Origin of the sequence: Synechococcus sp. CBW1004 (assembly GCF_015840715.1) — a bacterium.
Lineage (GTDB): Bacteria > Cyanobacteriota > Cyanobacteriia > PCC-6307 > Cyanobiaceae > Cyanobium.
Genome location: NZ_CP060397.1, coordinates 935,857 through 955,790 on the forward strand (window position 1 = coordinate 935,857; position 19,934 = coordinate 955,790).

At 65.3% G+C, this 19,934-nt stretch carries 24 protein-coding genes; 12 read left to right on the forward strand and 12 right to left on the reverse strand.

Translation table 11 applies throughout. From position 1 onward, the window contains the following. Positions 1–19: 19 nt before the first annotated feature. The 5 genes from H8F25_RS04535 to H8F25_RS04555 form a co-directional block, all read right to left on the reverse strand. Positions 20–1,363, reverse strand: a complete 1,344-nt coding sequence (locus H8F25_RS04535) for a type II toxin-antitoxin system HipA family toxin (RefSeq protein WP_231597088.1) — start codon at positions 1,361–1,363, stop codon at positions 20–22. Next, on the reverse strand, positions 1,363–1,632 hold the full coding sequence (locus tag H8F25_RS04540; RefSeq protein ID WP_197212196.1) for a helix-turn-helix domain-containing protein: 270 nt from the start codon (positions 1,630–1,632) through the stop codon (positions 1,363–1,365). The genes H8F25_RS04535 and H8F25_RS04540 overlap by 1 nt, the downstream gene beginning before the upstream one ends. A 93-nt stretch (positions 1,633–1,725) precedes the next feature. Further along, on the reverse strand, positions 1,726–1,896 hold the full coding sequence (locus H8F25_RS04545; protein ID WP_197212197.1) for a DUF6880 family protein: 171 nt from the start codon (positions 1,894–1,896) through the stop codon (positions 1,726–1,728). 268 nt (positions 1,897–2,164) lie between these two features. Continuing rightward, positions 2,165–3,394: an IS256 family transposase gene (locus H8F25_RS04550; protein WP_197212198.1), complete on the reverse strand. Its 1,230-nt coding sequence runs from the start codon at positions 3,392–3,394 to the stop codon at positions 2,165–2,167. A 131-nt stretch (positions 3,395–3,525) separates the two neighbouring features. After that, on the reverse strand, positions 3,526–4,365 hold the full coding sequence (locus H8F25_RS04555) for a DUF6880 family protein (protein ID WP_197212199.1): 840 nt from the start codon (positions 4,363–4,365) through the stop codon (positions 3,526–3,528). A gap of 200 nt (positions 4,366–4,565) precedes the next feature. On the opposite strand from H8F25_RS04555, the gene H8F25_RS04560 reads away from it, so the two are divergent. From H8F25_RS04560 to H8F25_RS04585, 6 genes are all read left to right on the forward strand, one after another. Then, complete coding sequence (locus H8F25_RS04560; protein WP_197212200.1) at positions 4,566–5,408, forward strand: hypothetical protein; 843 nt, start codon at positions 4,566–4,568, stop codon at positions 5,406–5,408. Next, the gene (locus H8F25_RS04565; RefSeq protein WP_197212201.1) at positions 5,401–5,895 is read left to right on the forward strand and encodes a hypothetical protein; all 495 of its coding nucleotides are present in this window, start codon (positions 5,401–5,403) and stop codon (positions 5,893–5,895) included. Before H8F25_RS04560 ends, H8F25_RS04565 begins: the two co-directional genes overlap by 8 nt. A gap of 68 nt (positions 5,896–5,963) precedes the next feature. Continuing rightward, the gene (locus tag H8F25_RS04570; protein ID WP_197212202.1) at positions 5,964–6,509 is read left to right on the forward strand and encodes a hypothetical protein; all 546 of its coding nucleotides are present in this window, start codon (positions 5,964–5,966) and stop codon (positions 6,507–6,509) included. Positions 6,510–6,577: 68 nt separating this feature from the next. Next, positions 6,578–6,808, forward strand: a complete 231-nt coding sequence (locus H8F25_RS04575; protein WP_197212203.1) for a hypothetical protein — start codon at positions 6,578–6,580, stop codon at positions 6,806–6,808. Positions 6,809–6,816: 8 nt separating this feature from the next. After that, positions 6,817–7,197, forward strand: a complete 381-nt coding sequence (locus tag H8F25_RS04580) for a type II toxin-antitoxin system PemK/MazF family toxin (protein ID WP_197212204.1) — start codon at positions 6,817–6,819, stop codon at positions 7,195–7,197. 14 nt (positions 7,198–7,211) lie between these two features. Then, a complete protein-coding gene (locus H8F25_RS04585; protein WP_197153737.1) occupies positions 7,212–7,409 on the forward strand; it encodes a hypothetical protein in 198 nt (65 codons plus the stop codon). Here H8F25_RS04585 and H8F25_RS04590 read toward each other — a convergent pair. The 4 genes from H8F25_RS04590 to H8F25_RS04605 all read right to left on the reverse strand — a co-directional run bounded on the left by H8F25_RS04590 (position 7,387) and on the right by H8F25_RS04605 (position 11,119). Next, positions 7,387–7,791: a PPC domain-containing DNA-binding protein gene (locus H8F25_RS04590; protein ID WP_197212205.1), complete on the reverse strand. Its 405-nt coding sequence runs from the start codon at positions 7,789–7,791 to the stop codon at positions 7,387–7,389. The two genes, H8F25_RS04585 and H8F25_RS04590, sit on opposite strands and share 23 nt — an antisense overlap. Continuing rightward, positions 7,788–8,318, reverse strand: coding sequence for a GNAT family N-acetyltransferase (locus tag H8F25_RS04595; RefSeq protein ID WP_231597090.1), 531 nt, complete (start codon positions 8,316–8,318; stop codon positions 7,788–7,790). The genes H8F25_RS04590 and H8F25_RS04595 overlap by 4 nt, the downstream gene beginning before the upstream one ends. Positions 8,319–8,398: 80 nt before the next feature. Further along, positions 8,399–8,764, reverse strand: coding sequence for an AbrB family transcriptional regulator (locus H8F25_RS04600; protein WP_197170685.1), 366 nt, complete (start codon positions 8,762–8,764; stop codon positions 8,399–8,401). Positions 8,765–8,818: 54 nt separating this feature from the next. Continuing rightward, positions 8,819–11,119, reverse strand: coding sequence for an ATP-dependent RecD-like DNA helicase (locus H8F25_RS04605; RefSeq protein WP_231597091.1), 2,301 nt, complete (start codon positions 11,117–11,119; stop codon positions 8,819–8,821). A gap of 125 nt (positions 11,120–11,244) precedes the next feature. Between H8F25_RS04605 and H8F25_RS04610 the strand changes: the two genes are divergently transcribed. Next, complete coding sequence (locus H8F25_RS04610; protein WP_197212207.1) at positions 11,245–11,748, forward strand: recombinase; 504 nt, start codon at positions 11,245–11,247, stop codon at positions 11,746–11,748. 68 nt (positions 11,749–11,816) lie between these two features. Here the strand turns inward: H8F25_RS04610 and H8F25_RS17565 are convergent, their stop codons facing one another. Continuing rightward, positions 11,817–12,029: a hypothetical protein gene (locus H8F25_RS17565; RefSeq protein ID WP_231597092.1), complete on the reverse strand. Its 213-nt coding sequence runs from the start codon at positions 12,027–12,029 to the stop codon at positions 11,817–11,819. 167 nt (positions 12,030–12,196) lie between these two features. Between H8F25_RS17565 and H8F25_RS04615 the strand changes: the two genes are divergently transcribed. The 3 genes from H8F25_RS04615 to istB all read left to right on the forward strand — a co-directional run bounded on the left by H8F25_RS04615 (position 12,197) and on the right by istB (position 16,093). After that, positions 12,197–13,747 carry an IS5 family transposase gene (locus H8F25_RS04615; protein ID WP_197210800.1) on the forward strand — a complete coding sequence of 517 codons (1,551 nt, stop codon included), beginning with the start codon at positions 12,197–12,199 and terminating at the stop codon, positions 13,745–13,747. Between the two features lie 104 nt (positions 13,748–13,851). After that, positions 13,852–15,411, forward strand: coding sequence for an IS21 family transposase (gene istA / locus H8F25_RS17570; RefSeq protein ID WP_231597093.1), 1,560 nt, complete (start codon positions 13,852–13,854; stop codon positions 15,409–15,411). Further along, positions 15,308–16,093 carry an IS21-like element helper ATPase IstB gene (gene istB, locus H8F25_RS04620; protein ID WP_304623265.1) on the forward strand — a complete coding sequence of 262 codons (786 nt, stop codon included), beginning with the start codon at positions 15,308–15,310 and terminating at the stop codon, positions 16,091–16,093. Before istA ends, istB begins: the two co-directional genes overlap by 104 nt. A 328-nt stretch (positions 16,094–16,421) precedes the next feature. On the opposite strand, the gene H8F25_RS04625 is transcribed toward istB, so the two are convergent. Next, complete coding sequence (locus tag H8F25_RS04625) at positions 16,422–16,949, reverse strand: hypothetical protein (RefSeq protein WP_197212208.1); 528 nt, start codon at positions 16,947–16,949, stop codon at positions 16,422–16,424. A gap of 164 nt (positions 16,950–17,113) precedes the next feature. Beyond that, positions 17,114–17,767, reverse strand: coding sequence for a DoxX family protein (locus tag H8F25_RS04630; RefSeq protein ID WP_231597094.1), 654 nt, complete (start codon positions 17,765–17,767; stop codon positions 17,114–17,116). Between the two features lie 169 nt (positions 17,768–17,936). On the opposite strand from H8F25_RS04630, the gene H8F25_RS04635 reads away from it, so the two are divergent. Together H8F25_RS04635 and H8F25_RS04640 are read left to right on the forward strand one after the other, a co-directional pair. Then, positions 17,937–18,200 (forward strand): hypothetical protein, encoded by a 264-nt coding sequence (locus tag H8F25_RS04635; RefSeq protein ID WP_197212209.1) that lies wholly within the window; start codon positions 17,937–17,939, stop codon positions 18,198–18,200. 222 nt (positions 18,201–18,422) lie between these two features. Continuing rightward, positions 18,423–19,934, forward strand: coding sequence for an IS66 family transposase (locus tag H8F25_RS04640; RefSeq protein WP_197210264.1), 1,512 nt, complete (start codon positions 18,423–18,425; stop codon positions 19,932–19,934).

The window sequence follows — 19,934 nt, forward strand, 5'->3', positions numbered from 1 at the left end:
CATTTCAAGCAGCTCAAGGTCAACTGAGCTGCTTCTCCAGACGCTCGGCAGAGCCCTGCAGTCCATCAAGGATCGCGCCGGCCAATGGCTCTGGAAAACCGCTGGGCAGCTCCTGCTGCACCGTGGCGATCACCTCGGGGGTTCGGGCCACCAGGTCGGCCACCAAAGCCTCGGCCTCGGCGCCCAGCCCCATCCGGCTGGCGGTGCTGATCAGATGACGGAGTTGCACCTGCATGGGCTTGTTGGTGCGGCTCTTGGTCCCATGCCAGGTCATCGCCAGGCGCAGCTCCTGCTCGGGCCATTGGCCGGCTGCCTTGCCGATCACCGGCCAGGCCGAGAGCACGTCGTACAGCGGGGTGAGTCGGTAGCTGCCGCCCGGCAGCAGGAAGAGGCTGAAGTTCTTGGCGTGGCCGTCGATCGCTCGCAGCATCCAGAACAGCACCTGGGCCTGAAAGAAGCAGCGCAGATCCTCTGCTGCCTGGGCGGACTGGGCGAGCAGCTCGGCGATGGCCACCATGCCCGGACCGCCCTGGTTTTCGTATTTCTGCTCCGGCGGCGTGCCGGTGGCCTGGCAGAAGTCCTCGACCGGCAGACGCAGCCAGTGGTTGCCGCATGGATGCAGCCGCCGATCAAAGCGCTCCACGATCAGACAGCGCTGGCCGTCAAAGCTGGCCAGCGTGCTGGCAGCCATCGGCAGGCCATAGGCCGCCAGGATCCGGCCACAGAGCCACTCGTTCTCCACCGAAGAGGAGAAGTCGATCTGGCCGCTGCCCACCCGGCCCATCGGCAACTTGAACAGATGGGTGGTGGGGGTGCTGCCCTGGGGACGGCACCACCGGTTTTGATGCCAGAGCAGGGCTGTTTTCTCCTGGGCTCCGGCGATCGAGAGGCGCAGTTCCCCTTCGGCGCCGGCCGTGTCTCCCGGCAGCGGTTCTGCCACCACTCCCCGCAGCAGGCGGCCGATGGCTTCATCCGAGAGCGGGGTGGCCTCGATGCGATCCAGGCCGGCGGGTTCTTCCTCAGGGGGCAGGAGCTGCACCGCTCCGGCGCAGTCGCGCCCCACAGCCTCCAGCAGCTCAAAGGCGCTGGTGCCCCGCAGCGAGAACCGCCGCTGCAGCCGCCGAAGGATGGTCTCGTTGTCGGGGAGCAGGTTGGCGAACCATTGCTCAACCACCTCCCCTCGCAGCGCAGGCGCAGCCAGGCCAACCGGCAGCGAGAGCGAGAGGGGCCGGAACTGAGGCGAGCTCAGCCACACGGGGTCGTAGTGGAACTCCTGCGGGCCCCGTCCCGGTACGCGCCATTCCCCCACCCGCTCGCCGTTCATCCAGACGGCCAGCTGCCGCGTGTGGCTGGGGCGGCCCATCACCACTCCGCCGGTTCCGTGCGGCGCCGGCGGAGCCGCACCACCAGCTCCAGATCCAGGGCGGCGAGGATCAGCAGCAACCGCTCCAGGGTGAAACGGCCGGGATTGAGCTCCAGGGCCGAGAGGCGTGCCTGGCTGATGCCACCGGCCTTCTGCGCCAGGACCGACTGACTGAGACCGCACTGACGGCGCAGGGCGATCAGCAGCTGCGCCAACTGGGATGGGGCACGGATGACGACCTCCTCCTCAGCGGCCTGGATAGAGGACATAGCACTTGGATTCTGAGTATTCACAGGCTACTCGAAATCCGCGTAACCGTAATCCAGTTGGAAAGCAAGTGGGCTGGTGCCTTCGCCGCAGGCTCAGCGTTCCAGCAGCTGCCAGAAGCTCCACTTCTGCGAGAAGGCCTCCCGCAATCGCCCCACAAAGCTGTTGTGGCTCTCAAAACCCTTCCAATCGTCGATGCGGGCCTCCAGCGTGCCGCACTGGCGCAGGTGCTCGGCGGCGTAGCGGTAGCGCTTGGAGCGGCCCATCGAGGCCACGTCCCTTTGCGTGGTGTAAAACCCGAGGCCCGAATGCCCTGATCAGAGGGTGAACAGGGTGGAATGACGGGCTGTCATTCCGGAGATGCAGATGCACCTCTTGTAGCCACGATGATTCGGGACGATTGACCTGTCAAGTCTTTCGTCCAATCCCGGATATGTTGTGAGCTGAGGTGGTCTGTGCAGCCAGGGGTCGCAGCGGCCGGCCCCCGGGCGGCGATCAAGGCCGCTGCGCCCTGTGGGGGCGCTGCAGCCTCGATCACCTGGGGCCTGCGTCCTGCAGAGCAGGGGTGTCGCCCAGTTCCGGGATGGTCGCCATGCTCTCGGCGGAGAACATGCGGCGGCCCTCCAGCTGCCAGTGCTCGTGCTGCTCCAACAACACCGCACCCACCAGGCGGGTGATCGCAGGGTCGTTGGGGAAGATGCCGACCACCCTGGTGCGGCGCTTGATTTCTTCATTGACCCGCTCCAGCAGGTTGGTGCTCCAGATCTTGCGCCAGTGGTCCCTGGGGAAGGGCCGGAAAGCCAGCACGTCCTCCTTGGCGCCGTGCATGAGCGCAGCGGCCTTGGGGAAGCGCTCCGCCAGCGAGGCGGCCAGATCGTCCCAGCGTGACGCGATCTCCTCAGCGCTCTCCTGGGCGAACACGCTGCGCAGGGCGGCGGTGACCATGCCCTGGTGAGCCTTGGGGACGCACTGCAGCAGGTTGCGGGCGAAATGGACGCGGCAGCGCTGCCAGATGCTTCCCTGCAGCTGGCGGCGGATCGCCTTGGTGAGGCCGGTGTGGGCGTCAGAGATCACCAGCCTGACGCCACCCAGGCCCCGTTCCTTGAGATGGGCGATGAATTCCGCCCAGAAGGTCTCGGTCTCGCTGTCGCCGACCTTGAGGCCCAGCAACTCCCGGCGACCATCCTCGTTCACCCCCATGGCGACGACGACAGCGCGGGAGCAGACCTGCTGAGCCTTGCCCAGCCGCCCCTTGAGGTAGGTGGCATCGAGATAGATGTAGGCGTAGCCGCTGCTCTCCAGGGGCCGGCTCAGAAACGCCTGCACCTGCTGGTCGATCTCCTGACAGATGCGACTCACCTGCGACTTGGAGATGCCGCTCTGGGAGCCGAGCGCCGCCACCAGGGCATCGACCTTGCGGGTCGAGACCCCACCGATGTAAGCCTCCATGATCACCGCGTACAGGGCCTGATCAACCCGGCGGCGGGGTTCGAGGATCGAGGGGAGGAAGCTGCCCGCGCGCAGTTTCGGGATCTGCAGTGCCAGATCCCCCACCTGGGTGGTCAGGGTGCGAGGCCGGTAGCCGTTGCGGTGGCCGAGCCGCTCCTCGGTGCGCTCGTGCCAGTCCGCACCGAGGAAGGCAGCGAGCTCCAGCTCGATCAGCTGCTGCAGGCCGTGGCGGGCCAATTCAGGGATCAGCTCCCCGGCACTGCTGCCATCGAGTAGCGAGGCCAGCTCAGGTACGGCAGCATGGGTCTTGGGCATGGTCTGTCTGGTTGAGGTGGTTCTCAAACCAGGGAAACGGGCCTGCCCACCCCTTGCAACGTCAGCCGTGGAGCCGATCGCCTGAGGTGCGGACGCTCAGCCCGGCTACGCAGGGCTGAGGCCCTGGGGATTTACACCACTGGCTGGGACGCCAGCCCCATCGACAGGGCGAACACCACCATGGAGCGCAGCAGCAGGCTGGCGGCCACAGGATGCTCAGCGCTGAGGCGCTCGGCTGCAGGCTCGTAGATCTCATAGGCATCGCCATCCCAGTCGTGGCAGTGCTCGATCACGTAGCGAGCCGCGCGGGGCATGCTGGGCCAGAAGACAAGGAACTGCAGCGCCGCCAGCGGGAAGGGATGCTGCTCTGCCGCCGCCAGGGCCTGCTCCTCAGCCTCCACATCGGCGAAGTCATCCAGCCGCTGGAGGTACTCGCGCAGCACTGGAATCGAGAGGGTTTTGGAGAAGACCTGCCAGCGGTGCTGCTGCGCCTCCTCGCAGCGGCCCAGGGCGTCGAGCACAGCAATGCGGGTGGCGTGCCACGCCTCGGCCTCCATGATCTGGCTCGCCTTGGCGGCCCGCTCCAGCACGGCCAGGGCCTGCTCGGCCCGCCCGCCTCTGAGCAGATGGCCGGCCACCTCGGCGGCGGTATCAGGCCAGGTGAGCTGGGAGGGCTCAAACAGCTCCAGGTAGCCGTCCAGATCGCCACGGCCCCGGACGAGCTGCTCCATCGTGTAGCGATCGACGCCACCCCGCTCCAGCAGCGCCTCCTCCAGCTGAAGCAGTCCTGCCTCGCCAAGGACAGGTGCCAGGGCCGGGATCAGTCCTTCGAACTGGCCGTAGCCGTTCTCCTGCAGCAGCTCGGCCGCATGCTCCACCAGCTCCTGAGGCTTGGTGCCAGCCGCAGCAGCGAGGCATGCGAGCGCATCGACGCCGCGCTGGAACAGGCCGATCACGTCGATCTGGGGCATGGCGAGAAGGGCTCAGGCGTCAGTGAACAAAGCCTCAGCCCCCTGACCCGCTTTTGGCTCAGTTCTCCTGCGAAAGAGCAGAGGCCGGAGATCTCCCCGGGCGGTGTGCGCCCCGGGCTGAGCCAGAGCAGGTAGCGAGCTGGCGCTCGTAGGTGAAGTGATTTCGCTTTGTTCGGGCGATTCCAGCGACATTGTGAAGATTGCTGCGGATTTGCCGCTCGTTCATCACCCTTCTCGCCTCAGTCGCCATAAGGGGCGATGCCGGAACTATTCATCCCACGCATAGATCCATCCTCTTCACCATCGCTGCCATCTGCAGCTGCATTCCGAGGATGGAAGCCGATGTGCTCCCCGGCATGGTCTTCCTGCCCCCAACCTCCGACTTCCCACCTTATCCCGAACCGCTTGAACGTGAAGAGCTCAACAGCACCTACCTGGAACTGCGCAATTGCTACTCCAGCCTGATGCGCAGCCGAGCTCAACACCGGCGTCTGGCCAATAAGGCCAAGGACGAAACAGCCCTGCTCAAGGAACGGATCACGGCCCTCGCCAGCCGCGATCTCCCCCAGCGCAAGGAACTCTATGAGCTCCTGGAGATCGTGACGGCCATCGCCGGTGACATTGAAGATGCCGGCGATGATCTGGTGAATGGCTTCAGCCGCTACAAGAAAGGTCGCCATAGCTTTCAAGGTGGCGGGTATATCGGTGATCTCGTTCGTGCGGTGATTCATTTCATCAATCGCTGGGGCCGTACCAAAGACCGCCTTGGCGATCTCAAGCAGAAGCAGCAGGAGTTGATCAACAAGTCCAAGGATCTGCTCCCGCCACCGCCACCCCCCGGCGGCAATGGCAACGGTCACGGACCCGCAGCTGGAACACCCACACCGCCTCCAGTCAGTCCGCCGCAGCCCATCGACGTCAGCATGAACGGGAGTCAGCACCTGCAGCCGGCCGAGCCCACGGGCCCCCAGGCACAGCAGCCACCACAGCAGCCTCAGCCGCAGCCCGAGGATCAAGCCAAAGGAGCCGACGACCATGGGTGAGATCGCCGATACCCTCCGCTCCACCCTGCAGCAGCTGGCCCAGGCCGATGCCCGGCTCTATCGCGGCCTGGCGGAAGAGCTGGGCGACAGAGCCACGGCAGTCGAGGAACCCCGCGCCCAGATCCAGCCCGAGGGCGGCACACCCGCCACGGAGGCTCAACTCCTGGCCCTGAAGAACGACGCCCTGCAGGAGCTCTGTGCCCAGAGGGGCATCAAGGTGCCCAAGCGCCCCAGGAAAGATCTGATGGTGGGCCTGCTGCTGGCCGATCCCAACGGCCCGCCGCCCCTGTCCCTGCTACCTCCTTCCAAGACCAAAGCCACTGCAGGTGGGAAGGGCACGGGGGGCAAGGCTGGCGCCACCGAGCTGCAGGCCCTGGAGCAGCGCCTGGTTCGGCTGGAGCAGCTGGTGCTGCTGATCGCTCAGCAGGTGGGTGTGCCCCATGAAGCGATCGAGCGGCTGCTGCCGCCGGCTGCTCCAGAGCCCTGAGAGAGCAGACAACCCGCGACAGGCGCCCTAGATTCGCTATTCGCGAATGCCGAATGGCCCCTGCGACCGTGGCCCGTTCACCCTCCAATCCCCAGCTTGTGCTGCGCCCGCAGGATCTGGTGGTGCTGCTGCGCCTGGCCTTGGACTCAGGCCCTGCCCCCACCTACGCGGTCCTCGGCGCTGAGCTGGGGATGACAGCCTCGGAGGCCCATGCGGCGGTGGAACGTGCCGTCGCCGCCAAGCTGGCGATCAAGGATGGAGCCGGCAAGCCAACGGTGGTCAGGGCTGCCCTGAAAGCTTTCGTGCAGCACGGTGCTCGCTACTGCTTTCCGGCGACGCAGGGCGGGCTCAGCCGCGGCGTTCCCACCGGCTACGCCGCCTCCCCCCTCAACGAGCAGATCCGGCCGGGCAACGACCCGCCACCGGTGTGGCCGTGGACGAAAGGAACGGCCCGCGGCATCGCCTTCCATCCGCTCTATCCCAGTGTTCCCGAGGCGGCGGAGCGCAACCCGGCCCTGGGGGAACTGCTGGCCCTGTTCGATGCGGTGCGCGGCGGCATCGCCCGTGAACAGGCCCTGGCCCTGACGCTGCTGGAGGAGCGGCTACAGCCATGAACCCCAACACTGACACCGCGATTAAGGTTGAGGCAACGTCTATGCGGTCGGCGAGAGCCGCTGCCGTCATGACCCCAGCCGATTCAGCCATTCAGGAGCCGGAAGCTCCCTTCTCCATTCGCCGCCGCCAACGCGGCGGCAGACGAATCGTGGCGGTGAGCAGCTCGGTGAGCGCGATGGATGCCCTGCGAGCCCGTATCCGTGCCCAGAGCAAAACGGTGGCCGATCACATCGCGGCTGATCCTGAGGCCCAAGCCTTCATTGACGACTGGGCCACACCTGAGCCCATCACCCGCTGACGACCAGCGTGGAGCTCAAGGCTGGGCAGATCGTCACCGTTGACTGGCGCAAGGATCCAGACCACCCCGCCCAGGATCCCCAGCCCCCTGAGCCGAACAAGCTCCGGCCGGCTGTCGTGGTGCAGGACATCGAGCTGTTTGACCCCGCTTACCCCACGGTGCTGGTGGTGCCGATGACAGGCGACCCAGCCCGGGCGATCCCCGATCTGACGGTGGTGCTGCAGCCCAGTCCCAGCAACGGCTGCAAGAAGGTGAGCGACCTGCTCCCGCAGAGCCTGACCTGCGTGGCCAAGACACGCATCACCGCAGCCACCAACTCACAGATCACCCCAGCCGAACTGCAGCAGCTGCGCCAGTTGGTGGGGCTGACCATCGGCGGCCTGAGCTGACGCATTCTGAGCCGATGACGAAGAACCGCGACACGCTGGAGAAACTGGGCCGCTTCCTGCTGCGCGGTCTTCGCATCGGCGCCAGCACGGTGTCGATCGTGGAGCTGCTCCGCAACGACTGGACCGGCGGCATCAGTGCCGGCGTGGCCTGGTTGGTATTCCTGCAGGTGGAGCGGCGGTTGCCGCCCCTCAGCTCAGATCCCCAGGACTGATCCGCAGCTCGGCGTGGCCGGTGGCTGGATCCAGCTCTCGCCGGAAGCGCCACTCCGGCAGCAGGCCGACCACCAGCTCGGCGGTGGTGCGCACCAGCGAGCCGGCGCAGAGGTGCCCTCCGATCGCGGTACCGCTGCTGTCGGCGATGGCGATGTGCAGGTGGGCGCCATCGGGTGAGAGGGTGCCCGAGAGGCTGAGGATCTCCAGCTCGCCGTGGATCGCCCTGGCCTCGGTCGCACCGGCCAGGCGCAGTTGGGCCAGCGACAGGCTGCCGACGGCACTGATCACGCAACCGGCCTGCTCCTGCTGCGCTCCCATCCAGGCCTCCAGTACCAGGCGCAGGTCATCGCTCGGCTGCAGCCGCAACGGCACCACCTTCATGGGGTTGGCTCCTCCACCAGCGCCTGCACCATCACCAGGGCATCGACATAGCCCCGTTGCCGGTGGCGAAACGCCCCAGGCAGGGTGCCGACCACCTGAAAGCCGTTGCGCTGCCAGCAGCGGATGCCGGCGGTGTTGGTGCTCACCACCAGGTTGAACTGCATCAGCCGGAAGCCGAGTCGCCGCGCCGCCTGCAGGGAGTGCTGGCAGAGCCTGCTGCCGATTCCCTGGCGCCGAGCGTGCTCGGCCACCACATAGCCCGCATTGGCGACGTGGGCGCCGAGGGCCAGCGAGTTGGGCCTGAGGTAGTAGGTGCCCACCAGCGCACCCGCGGCATCCACGGCCACCATCACCGCCTGGCTCTGCTCCACCCACGTCACCTGGGCCTCCGCCTCGCTGATGGCCGGGTCATGGGGGAAGGTTTCACCGGCGCGGAACACCGGCTCCAGCAGCCCCCACACAGCCGGCCAGTCGGCCGCCGCGTAGGGGCGGATCTGCAGGGGGGTGGTGTGCGTGGCCAGGGACAAGCAGCGGCCGGAGTCAATTGTCTCGTTCAACGGCCCTCAGGGGCCATACACCGCAAGCCCCCTGTGCTGGAAACCGTCGCTCAATCCTCTTCTGCAGCGCCAAGGGGGATGAGTTTGATCTGCTTGCGGCCCAGCTTGATCTCGAACTCATCGCCGGGTTCCAAGCCCAGCTGAGCGGTGTAGGCCTTGCCGACCAGAAGATTGCCGTTGAACTGAACCTTGGCCACATAACTCAGGCTGCGGCCTGCCTTACCACGTCCGCCACCAGCTCCGGTGCCCAGGCTCATGCCCTTGGCCTCCAGCAGCGCCTCATAGAAGGCCGTGAAGTTCAGTCGCTCCGTGCCGTCCTTCTTGGTGCTCACATAGCCGCAGCCCCGTACCAGATCAGACTTGGAGGCATCGCCCAGCTCCTTGACTTTGGCGAGCAGATCAGCACCGGTCAGCATGATGCGGGAGTTGGGTGGATCGACAGCCTCTTTTTGCCAGGCCTGCAGGCGTTGTCAACTGCCGTGGTTGTAATCCATGTCCGGTGAAAGCTGCCCCGGAGTGAGCCACTCCGCCAACTTTGTATAGCGCCTGCGGCCCAGGTGGTTCTTCACGGCCATGGCCAGGGCCTTCTTCTGGCCCACCAGCACCACCAGCTGCTTGCCGCGGGTGAGCCCCGTGTACACAAGGTTCCGCTGCAGCATCGCGTAGTGCTGGGTGAGCAGCGGAATCACCACCGCTGGGTACTCGCTGCCTTGGCTCTTGTGGATCGTGCAGGCGTAGGCCGGCACCAGGGTGTCGAGCTCTCCCCAGCCATAGATCACGGCCCGGCTGCCGGCGGCGCCGGCCTCGCTGGTTGGGAACAGCACGCACAATTCGCTGTTGTCTGAGTCGATCGCATCGATGGTGCCCACATCGCCGTTGAACACCTCCTTCTCGTAGTCGTTGGCGATCTGCATCACCTTGTCGCCCGGCGCGAACCGCCAGCCAAAGCGCTCCACGTGCTCGGGCGGATCTGGGTTGAGCAGCTTCTGCAGCTCGATGTTCAGCGAGCGCGAGCCGCAGCCGCCGCGCGCCATCGGGCAGAGCACCTGCACCTGGGCGATCGGATCGAGGCCAAAGCGCGCCGGGATGCGCTCGCCCACCACCTTGAGGATCAGGGATACCGCCTGCTCGGGCGTCTCGGCCGGCAGGAAGTAGAAGTCGCTGCTTACGCCCTCGGCCGGGGCCCGCAGATCGGGGATGGTGCCGCCGTTGATGGCGTGGGAAGTGGTGATGATCCGGCTGGATGCCGCCTGGCGAAACACCTCGGTGAGCCGCGTCACCGGCAGCGCACCGCTGTTGATCGCATCGGCCAGCACCTGCCCTGGACCCACCGACGGCAGCTGGTCCACATCGCCCACCAGCAGCAGCGCTGCCTCCGGCGAGATCGCCGCCAGCAGCGAGGCCATCAGCGGTACATCCACCATCGAGGTCTCGTCCACCACCAGCAGGTCGCACTCCAGCGGCAACTCGGCGCCACGCCGGAAGCCGTAGCTGGCGGGGTCGAACTCCAGCAGCCGGTGGATGGTTTTCGCCTCCAGGCCCGTGGCCTCAGCCATGCGCTTGGCGGCGCGGCCAGTGGGAGCGCAGAGCTGGATGCGCAGCTTCTTGGCCGCCAGGATCTGCAGGATGGCGTTGATCAGGGTGGTCTTGCCGACTCCCGGCCCGCCGGTGATCACCAGCACCTTGCTGGCCAGCGCCTGCTGCACCGCTTCCCGCTGGCTGGCGGCCAGCTGCAGGCCCAGGCGCTGCTCCACCCAACCGATCGCCTTGGCCGCGTCGATGGCCCCCCAGGGCGGTGCCCCCTGCGCCAGCTCCAGCAGCGCTTGGGCAATCTGGCGCTCGGCTTTGTGCAGGTGGCTCAGAAAGATCGCCGGCTCGCCCGCCAGGCTGTCGGCCACCACGGCACCTTCTGCAAGCTCGAGATCCAGGGCTGATTGGATCTGGACCGGCTCCAGGGGCACGCGGCTGGTGGTCCCGGCATCGGCACCCGGCTCAGCGGCGGGCCGCTCCACCGCCAGCAGCTCGCCGGCCAGCTTGAGCAGCTCGGCGGTGGGCAGGCCGCAGTGGCCCTCGCCACTGGCCTCCAGCAGGGCGTAGTTGATCCCCGCCCGCAGGCGGATCGTGGCGGTGGGTTCGATGCCGAGGCGGGCGGCGATGGCGTCAGCGGTGCGGAAGCCGATGCCGCGGATGTCGCGCGCCAGACGGTAGGGGTTCTCCGCCATCACCTGCACGGCGTCATTGCCATAGGTCTTGAAGATCCGCACCGCCCGGGCGGTGCCCACGCCATGGCTGTGTAGGAACACCATGATTTCGCGCACCACCTTCTGATCGGCCCAGGCCTGGGCGATCCGGCCGGCGCGCACCTTGCCGATGCCCGGCACCTCCCGCAGGCGCTCCGGCGCCTGCTCGATCACCTCGAACACCTCCGCCCCGAAGACCGCCACGAGCTTGCTGGCGTAGATCGGGCCGATGCCGCGGATCATCCCGGAGCCCAGGTACTTCTCGATCCCCTCGGCGGTGGTGGGCGGTGAGGAGCGCAGGAAGGCGGCCTTGAACTGCTGGCCGTGCTCGCGGTCGTTGACCCACTGGCCGGAGACGGTGACCCATTCGCCGGCGCTGATCTCGGCGGCATGGCCCACCACCGTCACCAGATCGCGATGGCCGCGCGCCTTGATCCGCAGCACGCAGAAGCCGTTGCTGGCGTTGTGGAAGGTGACCCGCTCGATCGAGCCGGCGAGCACCTCGGTGGGCTCGGCTGTGGTGTCCGCCATCCCGCGGGACCGGCCAGCGACCGGCTTGTTCATGCCTCCCCGCGGTGCCATCGGGCCATGCTTACAGCCTCTTGCAACGTCCTCCTCGGCTGCTGACGTACTCCCGGCAATATGGGTGGAAGTCCATGGCCGATGCAACCGGCATCGGCAGGGCCAGCACCGATGAGCGAAATCTGATGCTCGACGACGAATTGGAGTACGACAAACGGTGTCAACAGATCCGCCAGGAGAATGCAGCCCTTCTTGGCGAATTCAATCATTGGCTCAAGAAGGCTGGCCTTGGCGCGGCAACGATCAGAAGCCATTGCACCAATCTAGACTTCTATTTGAATCACTTTCTGCTCTACGCAGACACGTTGACGCCTGCCGATGGGGTCAGCTGTGTTGGCGAGTTTCTTGGCGACTGGTTTATTCACAAGGCCATGTGGTCCAACAAAACCACGGTCAAGGCCAATGCCACCAGCCTGAAGAAGTTCTATGGCTTCATGGCCGAGCGAGGGCTGATCAAGCCTGAAGAGTTCGCCTCACTGAAACAGCAGATCAAGGATGAGCTGCCGGACTGGCTGGGCGCAGTCGAGAGATACAACGACCCGGGTGCTGACCTCCTTGAGGATGGCTGGCCGATCTGAAATGGACGTCGCGCCGCAGCCGTAGATGTTGTCTGGCTGCGGCTGCGGGCTTGTCACAGCTGGTGAGGTCAGCCGGCCTGGTGACCAGCCTGGTGCTGGTCTGCCAAGCGCACCTCCCGGTGCGACACCAAAAACGCTTCGATCCAGTCGTGGTGTCGCCTCTGGTTGATCCGATCGGCGATGGTCACCGCCTCCTGTCCGCCGACAATGAAGTTGGCCGGTCGGCGACAAGCTCGTTGGCCGGTTGGGTGAGTGCTGGAGACCCTGGCGCCGATGCGCAAGGCCCAGGGGATGCCAGCACCACTGACCAGCCACCAACGCAGGCTTTACATGGGGACTCCTGAAAAATCCAGATCCATTGCGCCGCGGCTGGTCTCAAGCATGAGAAGCCGCTAAAATGGCCGTGAACCAGGCAATCCGTGATTGCCTTTACTCCTGATCACTCCAGATGTACCGGAGGCACAATAACGGTCAGATCTCAATCAAGGAGTTCCACCTGCCATTTGGCGGCACACTTGATCCCGAGAATCGCTGGGTTCAACTGGAGGGGCTGATGCCATGGGATGAGCTGGAACAAGCCTATGCCCCTCAATTCAACGCCACAATTGGCGCTCCAGCCAAATCAGTGCGGATGGCCTTTGGTGCTCTCTACATCAAACAGAAGTTGGGGTTAACCGACGAAGAGACTGTCCATCAGATCAGAGAGAACGCCTATATGCAGTTCTTTCTCGGCTTTGCGGGTTACACAGCCAAGGCACCGTTTGATGCCTCGATGATGGTGCATTTTCGCAAACGCTTTTCTGACGAGGATCTGCGCCGTATCAATGAGCTGGTGGTGCAGCGCGGCAAAGAGATCCTTCTGGAAGCACTTGCTCAGGTAGCAGACGATGACGACCATGATGATCCTGATTCCAGAGGAGGAGGCGCTCAGCTGGAACTTGATGCGTTGATCAAGCCTGCTGACTGGCCAGAAGGAAAGAATTGGGGCACTCTCACGATTGATGCTAGTTGCACTCCTGCCGACATTACCTATCCCAGAGACCTCAGGCTCCTCAGCGAGGCTCGCACAACGACCGAGCGAGTCATTGATGATCTGTGCAGTCAGTCATCGGGATTCAGGAGACATCGACCTCGCTACGACCGTGGCCTTGCTCGTGCTCATTTCCTGAGAGTGGCGAAGCAAAAACGGCCACGCCGCCGAAAAGTGAAGGCTGCCATTAAACATCAGCTTGGATATGTGCGGCAGAATCTCAAAGCCATTGATGCTCTGATCGGCTGTGGGGCAAGGCTTTCTGAGCTCAAGAGGCATTGGTGGCAGAAGTTGTTGGCCTGCAGCGAGTTGGAGCGGCAGCAGGGCCTTCTGCTCGCCTCTCAGACCAACAGCATTCCAGACCGCCTGGTGAATCTTGTGCAGACCCATATCCGCCCAATGGTGCGAGGCAAAGCACGTGCTGCGGTGGAGTTTGGTGCCAAAATCAGTGTTTCGGTTCAAAACGGCTTTCCGTTCTTGCACCGCATCAGCTGGAACCCCTACAACGAAGGAGAAGACCTGATCGCTCAGGCGGAAAAATACAAGCTGGATACAGGATCTTACCCAGAGCGCATCTGCGCCGACCGGATTTATATCACGGCCAAGAATAGGCATTTCTGCATGAGGAACGGTATTCGCCTCTCCGGCAAGCGATTGGGCCGCCCGCCCAAGGATCCTGATGTCACCACTGCACACAAGCAGCAGCTCCGATCTGATCAAGCTCGACGCAATGAAGTGGAAGGCGTCTTTGGATATGGAAAGCGCAAGTATTCCCTGGATCTGATCATGGTTCGTCTACCAGCTGGTGCCGAATCCTCCATCTCAATGGCCTTTGTCGTGATGTGCGCGGAAAAGGTCTTGAGGCTGCTGCGCCTCTTTTTTGCCCTTCTTTTTGGGTGGATCTACAGCTTTCTTATGGCCTGGTCAGCGATCAGAGCTCCTGCGGTCATCTGCAAGCCAGACTTTTGAGATCTGGCCCACTTGATGTCACGGCGCTTGCCGGCCTGATTAACGCGAAGCAAACGGACGAATTCGGCGCCGATGGGCCGAGAATCTTTTTCAGGAGTCCCTACATGGCCAAACGACGAGGCGGCAGCAGCCAGGAGGCTGCGGCTGCAGCGGCAGGCATCTCCGTGCGCAGTGCCCGCCGGATTGACAGGAACCAGATCCAGCCGCGGGCAAATCAGCCCCGTGGCCGCACCCGGCCCGATCCGCTGGCAGGCGTGTGGGAGGAGGTACTGGTGCCGCTGTTGCAGCGGGCGCCCACATTGACGCCGATCACGCTGCTGGAGCATCTGCAGCGCCAGAAGCCCGATGTGGACTGGGTTCCGCTGCAGCGGACCCTGCAACGGCGGGTACGGGAATGGAAGGCACTGCATGGCCCGGATCCGGAGGTGATCTTCCCGCTGAGCTACGAGCCCGGTGAGATCGCCTTCTGTGATTTCACCCAGCTCAAGGGAGTGGCGGTGACGATCGCCGGCCAGGTGTTCCCCCATCTGCTGTTCCACTACCGCCTGGCGTGGAGCGGCTGGAGCTACGCCCAGGTGGTGCAGGGCGGTGAGAGTTTTGTTGCCCTCTCCGAGGGTCTGCAGAACGCCCTGGCTGCCTGTGGTGGGGTGCCGGCAGAACTGCGGACCGACCGATTGTCGGCGGCGTGCCGCAATCGGAACGGCAGTTTCAGCGCCGACATCACCCGCCGCTACCACGCCCTGTGCAGCCACTACGGGCTGGCCTACAGCCGCAACAACCTTGGCGTGGCCCATGAGAACGGCCGTGTCGAAAGTCCCCACGGCCATCTCAAACGGCGGATCGAGCAGGCACTGCTGCTGCGCGGCAGCAGCGATTTCGACACGCTCGCTGACTACCAGGCCTTTCTGGCGGAGGTCCGCGATGACTACAACCGTCCGCGTCTGTGCCGGCTGGAGCAAGAGAAAGCGGCGCTGCGGCCACTGCCGCCATTCCGCTTTGCCGACTACGACATCGAGCAGCTGACAGTGCGGCGCACCAGCACGATCGAGGTGCGCAAGGTGGTGTATTCGGTTCCGCCGCGGCTGATCGGCCAGCGGTTGACGGTGCGGATCTTCCACGACCGGCTGCAACTGCTGCTCGGCCGCCAGCTGGCCTGCGAACTGGAGAGGCTCCACGGCGGTGTCGAACGGCATGGACGGGCGTGGAGCATCGATCTGGAGCACCTGATCGATGCCCTGCGCCGTAAGCCGCGGGCCTTGCTGCACTGCCGCTATCAGCAGGAGCTGTTCCCCGATGAGCGCTGGTGGCAGCTGTGGCAGCAGCTGCGCAATGGCGGCGACCGTGACGCCGCCGCCCGCCTGGTGGTGGAAGCCCTGTATGTGGGCTGCCGGCTGGCCGGTTACGAGCCGGTTCTGACCTGGCTGGAAAAGGCCCACCAACGGCAGGGGCTGTCGCTGGCGGCGCTGCAGCAACGCTTCCGGTTGCCGCCCCATCGCCCCCTGCCCACGCAACGCATCCCTCAACACCCCCTGCAGAGCTATGACGATCTCCTCGTCCTCCGTGCCAAGGCCCCAGGCAGCGGAGGCCGCCCTGCCGATCCTGTTGCGGCAGCTGCGGCTGGCACGGATCCGCTCCCACTCGCAGAGCATCGCCTCGCAAGCTGAGACCGAGGGCTGGAGCCACAGCCAATTTCTCTATTCCCTCTGCGAGCAGGAGGTGGAGCAGCGCCAGCAGGCCCGCCAGCAACGGCTGCTGCGTTCGGCCCAGCTGCCCTGGAGCAAGGCGCTCGCGGACTATGACCACAGCGGCAGAATCGAGGCCGGCCCATGGCAGGAGCTGGAGGGGCTGACCCACCAGAGCGAATGGCTGCAGCGGGGTGAGAACGTGCTGTTGTTCGGCCCCAGCGGCGTCGGCAAGACCCATCTGGCGATCGGCATCGTCCTGGCGCAGATTGCGTTGGATCAGCCCTGCCGCTTTTACCCAGCCACGGCACTGGTGCAGGAGCTGCAGAAGGCCCGCGCCGACTACAACCTGCCGCAGGCACTGGAGCGGCTGGATCGCTACCCGCTGCTGCTGATCGATGACATCGGCTATGTGCGGCGCGATGAGCAGGAGAGCAGTGTGCTGTTTGAGCTGATCTGCCACCGCTACGAGCGCCGATCGCTGCTGATCAGCGCCAATCAGCCGTTCACGGCCTGGGATGAGATCTTCCCCAGCAGCTCGATGACCGTCGCGGCGGTGGATCGGCTGGTGCATCACTGCCACATCGTCGAGATCGGCGGCGACAGCCACCGCCGCGCCGATGCCGAACGCCGCGCAGGGAGGCGGCGCAAGGAGCAGGGATAGGGCGAGGAGACATTGACGCGAGGCGACAACCTGGCGCCGATCAGCGCAGCCCCCGGTGGTGAGCTCCGCGCTGCCGGCGGACTATGGGGTCCGCCGGCTCGTGCGCTCCGCCAGAGGTTGGGGCGGAGAGTCACCAGCGGTACCGGCCAACCGGGTTGTCGTCTGCTGCCGAACACGAAAAGCCAGTGCTGATCGGACTTCTGGCAGGCAGGTGGCTCAGTTTTCATGTCGCCGCCCCCAGGTTGTCGCCGGCGACAACCTGGGGGCGATCAGGGACTCTCACCGGCCAACTTGGTTGTCGCGAAACGGCCAAGGGGGTTGACGCGGATCAGGTGAGGCTGGCATCGTCGCCCAGCAGACTCCAGAGCACCGAAAGTCGGCTGCGCTCGTATGGGGCCGCAGCCAAAGCTTCTGGACAATCCGCAATCGAACCCGGCTCCAGGCTCAGGCGAAGGCCACGCTCCCAGCTCAGGAAAGTGCCGTCGTGGGTGGGATAGAACCAGCAGGTGGCGTTGCTCAGCTCGCTCAACGCCACGCGATCCAGGCAGTGCAGAACCGTGGGATCGTCCGGATCGGCCTGGTAGATCCCAAGCCAGTGGTGCTGTGGCTCGATCCGCACGATCAGGGCGTCACACAGCAACTGGGTGCCATCGCTGCTGCGGCGTTGCTCACCGGTGAGGCGGCCATCGACAGGAAGCTGGCCCAGGTCGGGATGCTCGGCACCCCGATTGAAGATCCGCAAGGAACAACCAATCGAGGGACCTGAAGCCTGAGCCACCTGCAGATCCTCAAAAGAGGCGGTGCCATCGGGCAACGGCGTGGCCGGGGCCACCACGAAGATCAACGGTGAAGTCATGGCGACAACGGTGGAATCAGGGCGACGGCTTTGGAGGGAGTCTCGAATTTGGCGAGGCTCCCTCCATCACACTGAGCGGAGCCACTCGACTCTGTAGGTCCCGGTCGGGGTGAGCCACAGAGGAGAGGGGTCTCGCCCCGTCGTTGAACGACGAACCCAGGGGCTCACCTCTGGGAACCTGGAATGACCTGGATGGGGAGGGCGCGCAGTTCGCCGGCCTCCACTGAGAGGTCACCCGCCTCTGATGCAGCGGACTCGCTGAGGTCATCGAGCAAGGCAGGGACGATGCCGGCATCGAAGGAGAAGCGGCCGGGGCCGTTGCACAGCAGGGCGAGGCTGCCGCCCAGATACAGCAGCACCAGCTCGAGCACGTAGATGTTGAAGCCGGCGGTGGAGATGTGCTGGTAGGCCGCAACGGTCATCGTGCCGCTGAGGGCCAGGGCACCGAGGGGGGTCATCAGGCCCAGGATCACCAGCCAGCTGCCGATCAGCTCTGAAAAACCAGCGGCGTAGGCAAAGAACACCGGGAACGGCAGGTGCAGCGACGCCACATAGGTGTCGGCAAACTGCTGGGGATCGGCGAGCTTCTCCTGGCCGTGGTGAATCATCAGAGCGCCGATGGTGAGCCGCAGCAGCAGCAGGCCAACCGACGCCAGGCGTCCGGGGCGCTGCAGATAGGCCTTCAGTGCGGGAGCCACGGCCGTGAACAGGGCCCGAGGCGCGAAGCTGGCCGAGGGCATGCCCACGGCGACGAACCAGAGGGCGAAGCAGGCGGCCGCGAAGCCCCCGAACAACTCGAGCAGGGTGGACGTGGACACAGGGGAGGTCGCGTTTCCGAAATCATGGCAAGCATCGTTAAGGAACGTGAAGCATCGGCGAGGCAGGGCGAGCTCAGTTGCAGCAAGCTATCCGGGCGACAGGCCGGGGATGGAGGCCACGCAGCAGCCCCGCCGAAGCGGCAGGATGTAACAACTTCGTTACAAGGCGATGACCGCTGGCGAGCTGTTCCTCGAGAGCCTCAGCTCCGGGGTGATCACCCAGGCCGAGATCGATTGGCTGCTGAGCCAGCAGGAGCGCTTCTCCAGAGCGGAGCAGGCGGCAATGCAGCGGCTGGGGCGACTGCTTGACGAGGGGCAGATCCAACTGGGGTGCCGGGTCGCGCCGCACTGGCTCCGTCACCGTCAGATGCTGAACGACTGGATCGAGCCGCTGGGACGGCGTCGGGGTTCCTCTTCGCCCCATGACACCTGAGGCAGAGGTGGGCCCGTTCAAGCCAGGCGTGTGGATCCGGCAGCTCCTGCACCGGAGGCACGCGATCACGATTCAGAGGGGCAACACCACTGCTTCCGCCTCCGGGTGCTCCAGGCGGGTACCCATTCAGGGGGGCGGGACAGCTCATCGCGAACATCGATACGACTGAACCCTTGACGTCGGCTTGAATCCCGGTTGCATCTCAGGCAGAGACTTCCTGCGATGACCACCCCTCCGGCCGGGATTTCAGAAGCGGACTGGGCTTCCACTCCGGTGGGCGTGAGGGCTGGCTTCCTTGAGGTTCTTGCACAGCTCCAGAGACAACAGCAGGAGAACGACCAGCTCCGAGCGCAGCTCACCGACCTGGCGACGGAACTGGCCAGCCTGCGCGAGCGGATCGGCCGCAACTCCCGCAACTCCTCCAAGCCGCCCTCCAGTGACGGCACGGGTTTTAAGCCGCCCACCCGCTGCAAAGGCACTGGTCGCAAGCGGGGTGGTCAGCAGGGGCACCCGGGAGCAGGGCCGGAGCTGCTGCCGATCGCGCGTGTGGATGAGGTGCTCGAGCACCACCCGGACGCCTGCCGCCGCTGCGGCACCCTGCTACAGGGGGAGGATGCGGAGCCGCTGCGCCATCAGGTGATCGAGATTCCACCGATCAGCCCGGTGGTGATCGAACACCGTCTGCACCGTCTGGTCTGCCCCTGCTGCTCCACCAGCACCTGCGCCGAGCTGCCGGCGGATGTGGAGCCCAGCCGCTACGGCCCACGCCTGAGCGGCCTGGTGGGACTGCTGGGCAGCGCCTTTCCCCTGAGTTTCGGCCGAACCCAGGCGCTGCTGGATCAGCTGCTGGGTGTGGAAATCAGCCGCGGCGCTATCGCCACCATCCGGGCACGTCTGAGCGCAGCCCTGCAGCAGGCGGTGGAGGAAGCCCTGGAGGTGGCCCGGCAGCAGCCGGTGGCCTACGTGGATGAAACCGGCGCCCCCACCGGCAACGCCGACGGTTGTAATCCTGCTGGCAGGCGCGGCTGGCAGTGGGTCATGGTCACACCACTGGTTACGGTGTTCCTGCAGGGCCTGAGCCGCTCAAGTGCAGCGGCAATGGAGCTTCTGGGCCATACCTTTGCAGGGATCGTGGTGAGTGATCGCTTCTCGGCCTACAACCACCTGCCCGTGGAGCAGCGGCAGCTGTGCTGGGCCCACCTGATCCGGGATCTGGCGGCCATCGCTGAACGCCAGGGCGCCAGCAGGGAGATCGGAGCCCAGATGCTGGCTCTGCAGCAGCATCTGTTCGCTCACTGGCACCAGTGGAAGAGCGGAGCGATCGACCGGCCCCAGCTCCTGCATCGATGCCACCCCCTCCGCTTGGCGTTCGAGGCCACGCTGCAGCGGGTGGTGGATCTGGGCTGTGAGCGGGGCGAGCAAACGCCCTGGGCCCAGACGGTGCGAACCTGTCGCCAGTTGCTGCAGCGCAAGCAGGCGCTCTGGACTTTTCTGCAAACGCCAGGGATCGAGCCCACCAACAACGCTGCCGAGCGGGCACTGCGGCAATCGGTGATTCACCGCAAGATCAGCCATGGCGTCCAGTCCTCCGGCGGCGCCATCTGCCGCAGCCGGTTGCTCACCGTCACCGCCACCCTGCGGCAGCAGGGCCGCGATGTCTGGCAATTCCTGGAGCAGGCCTGGATTGCCCATCGCCTCGGCGGCGTGATGCCATCGCTGGTGCCGGATCGCTGA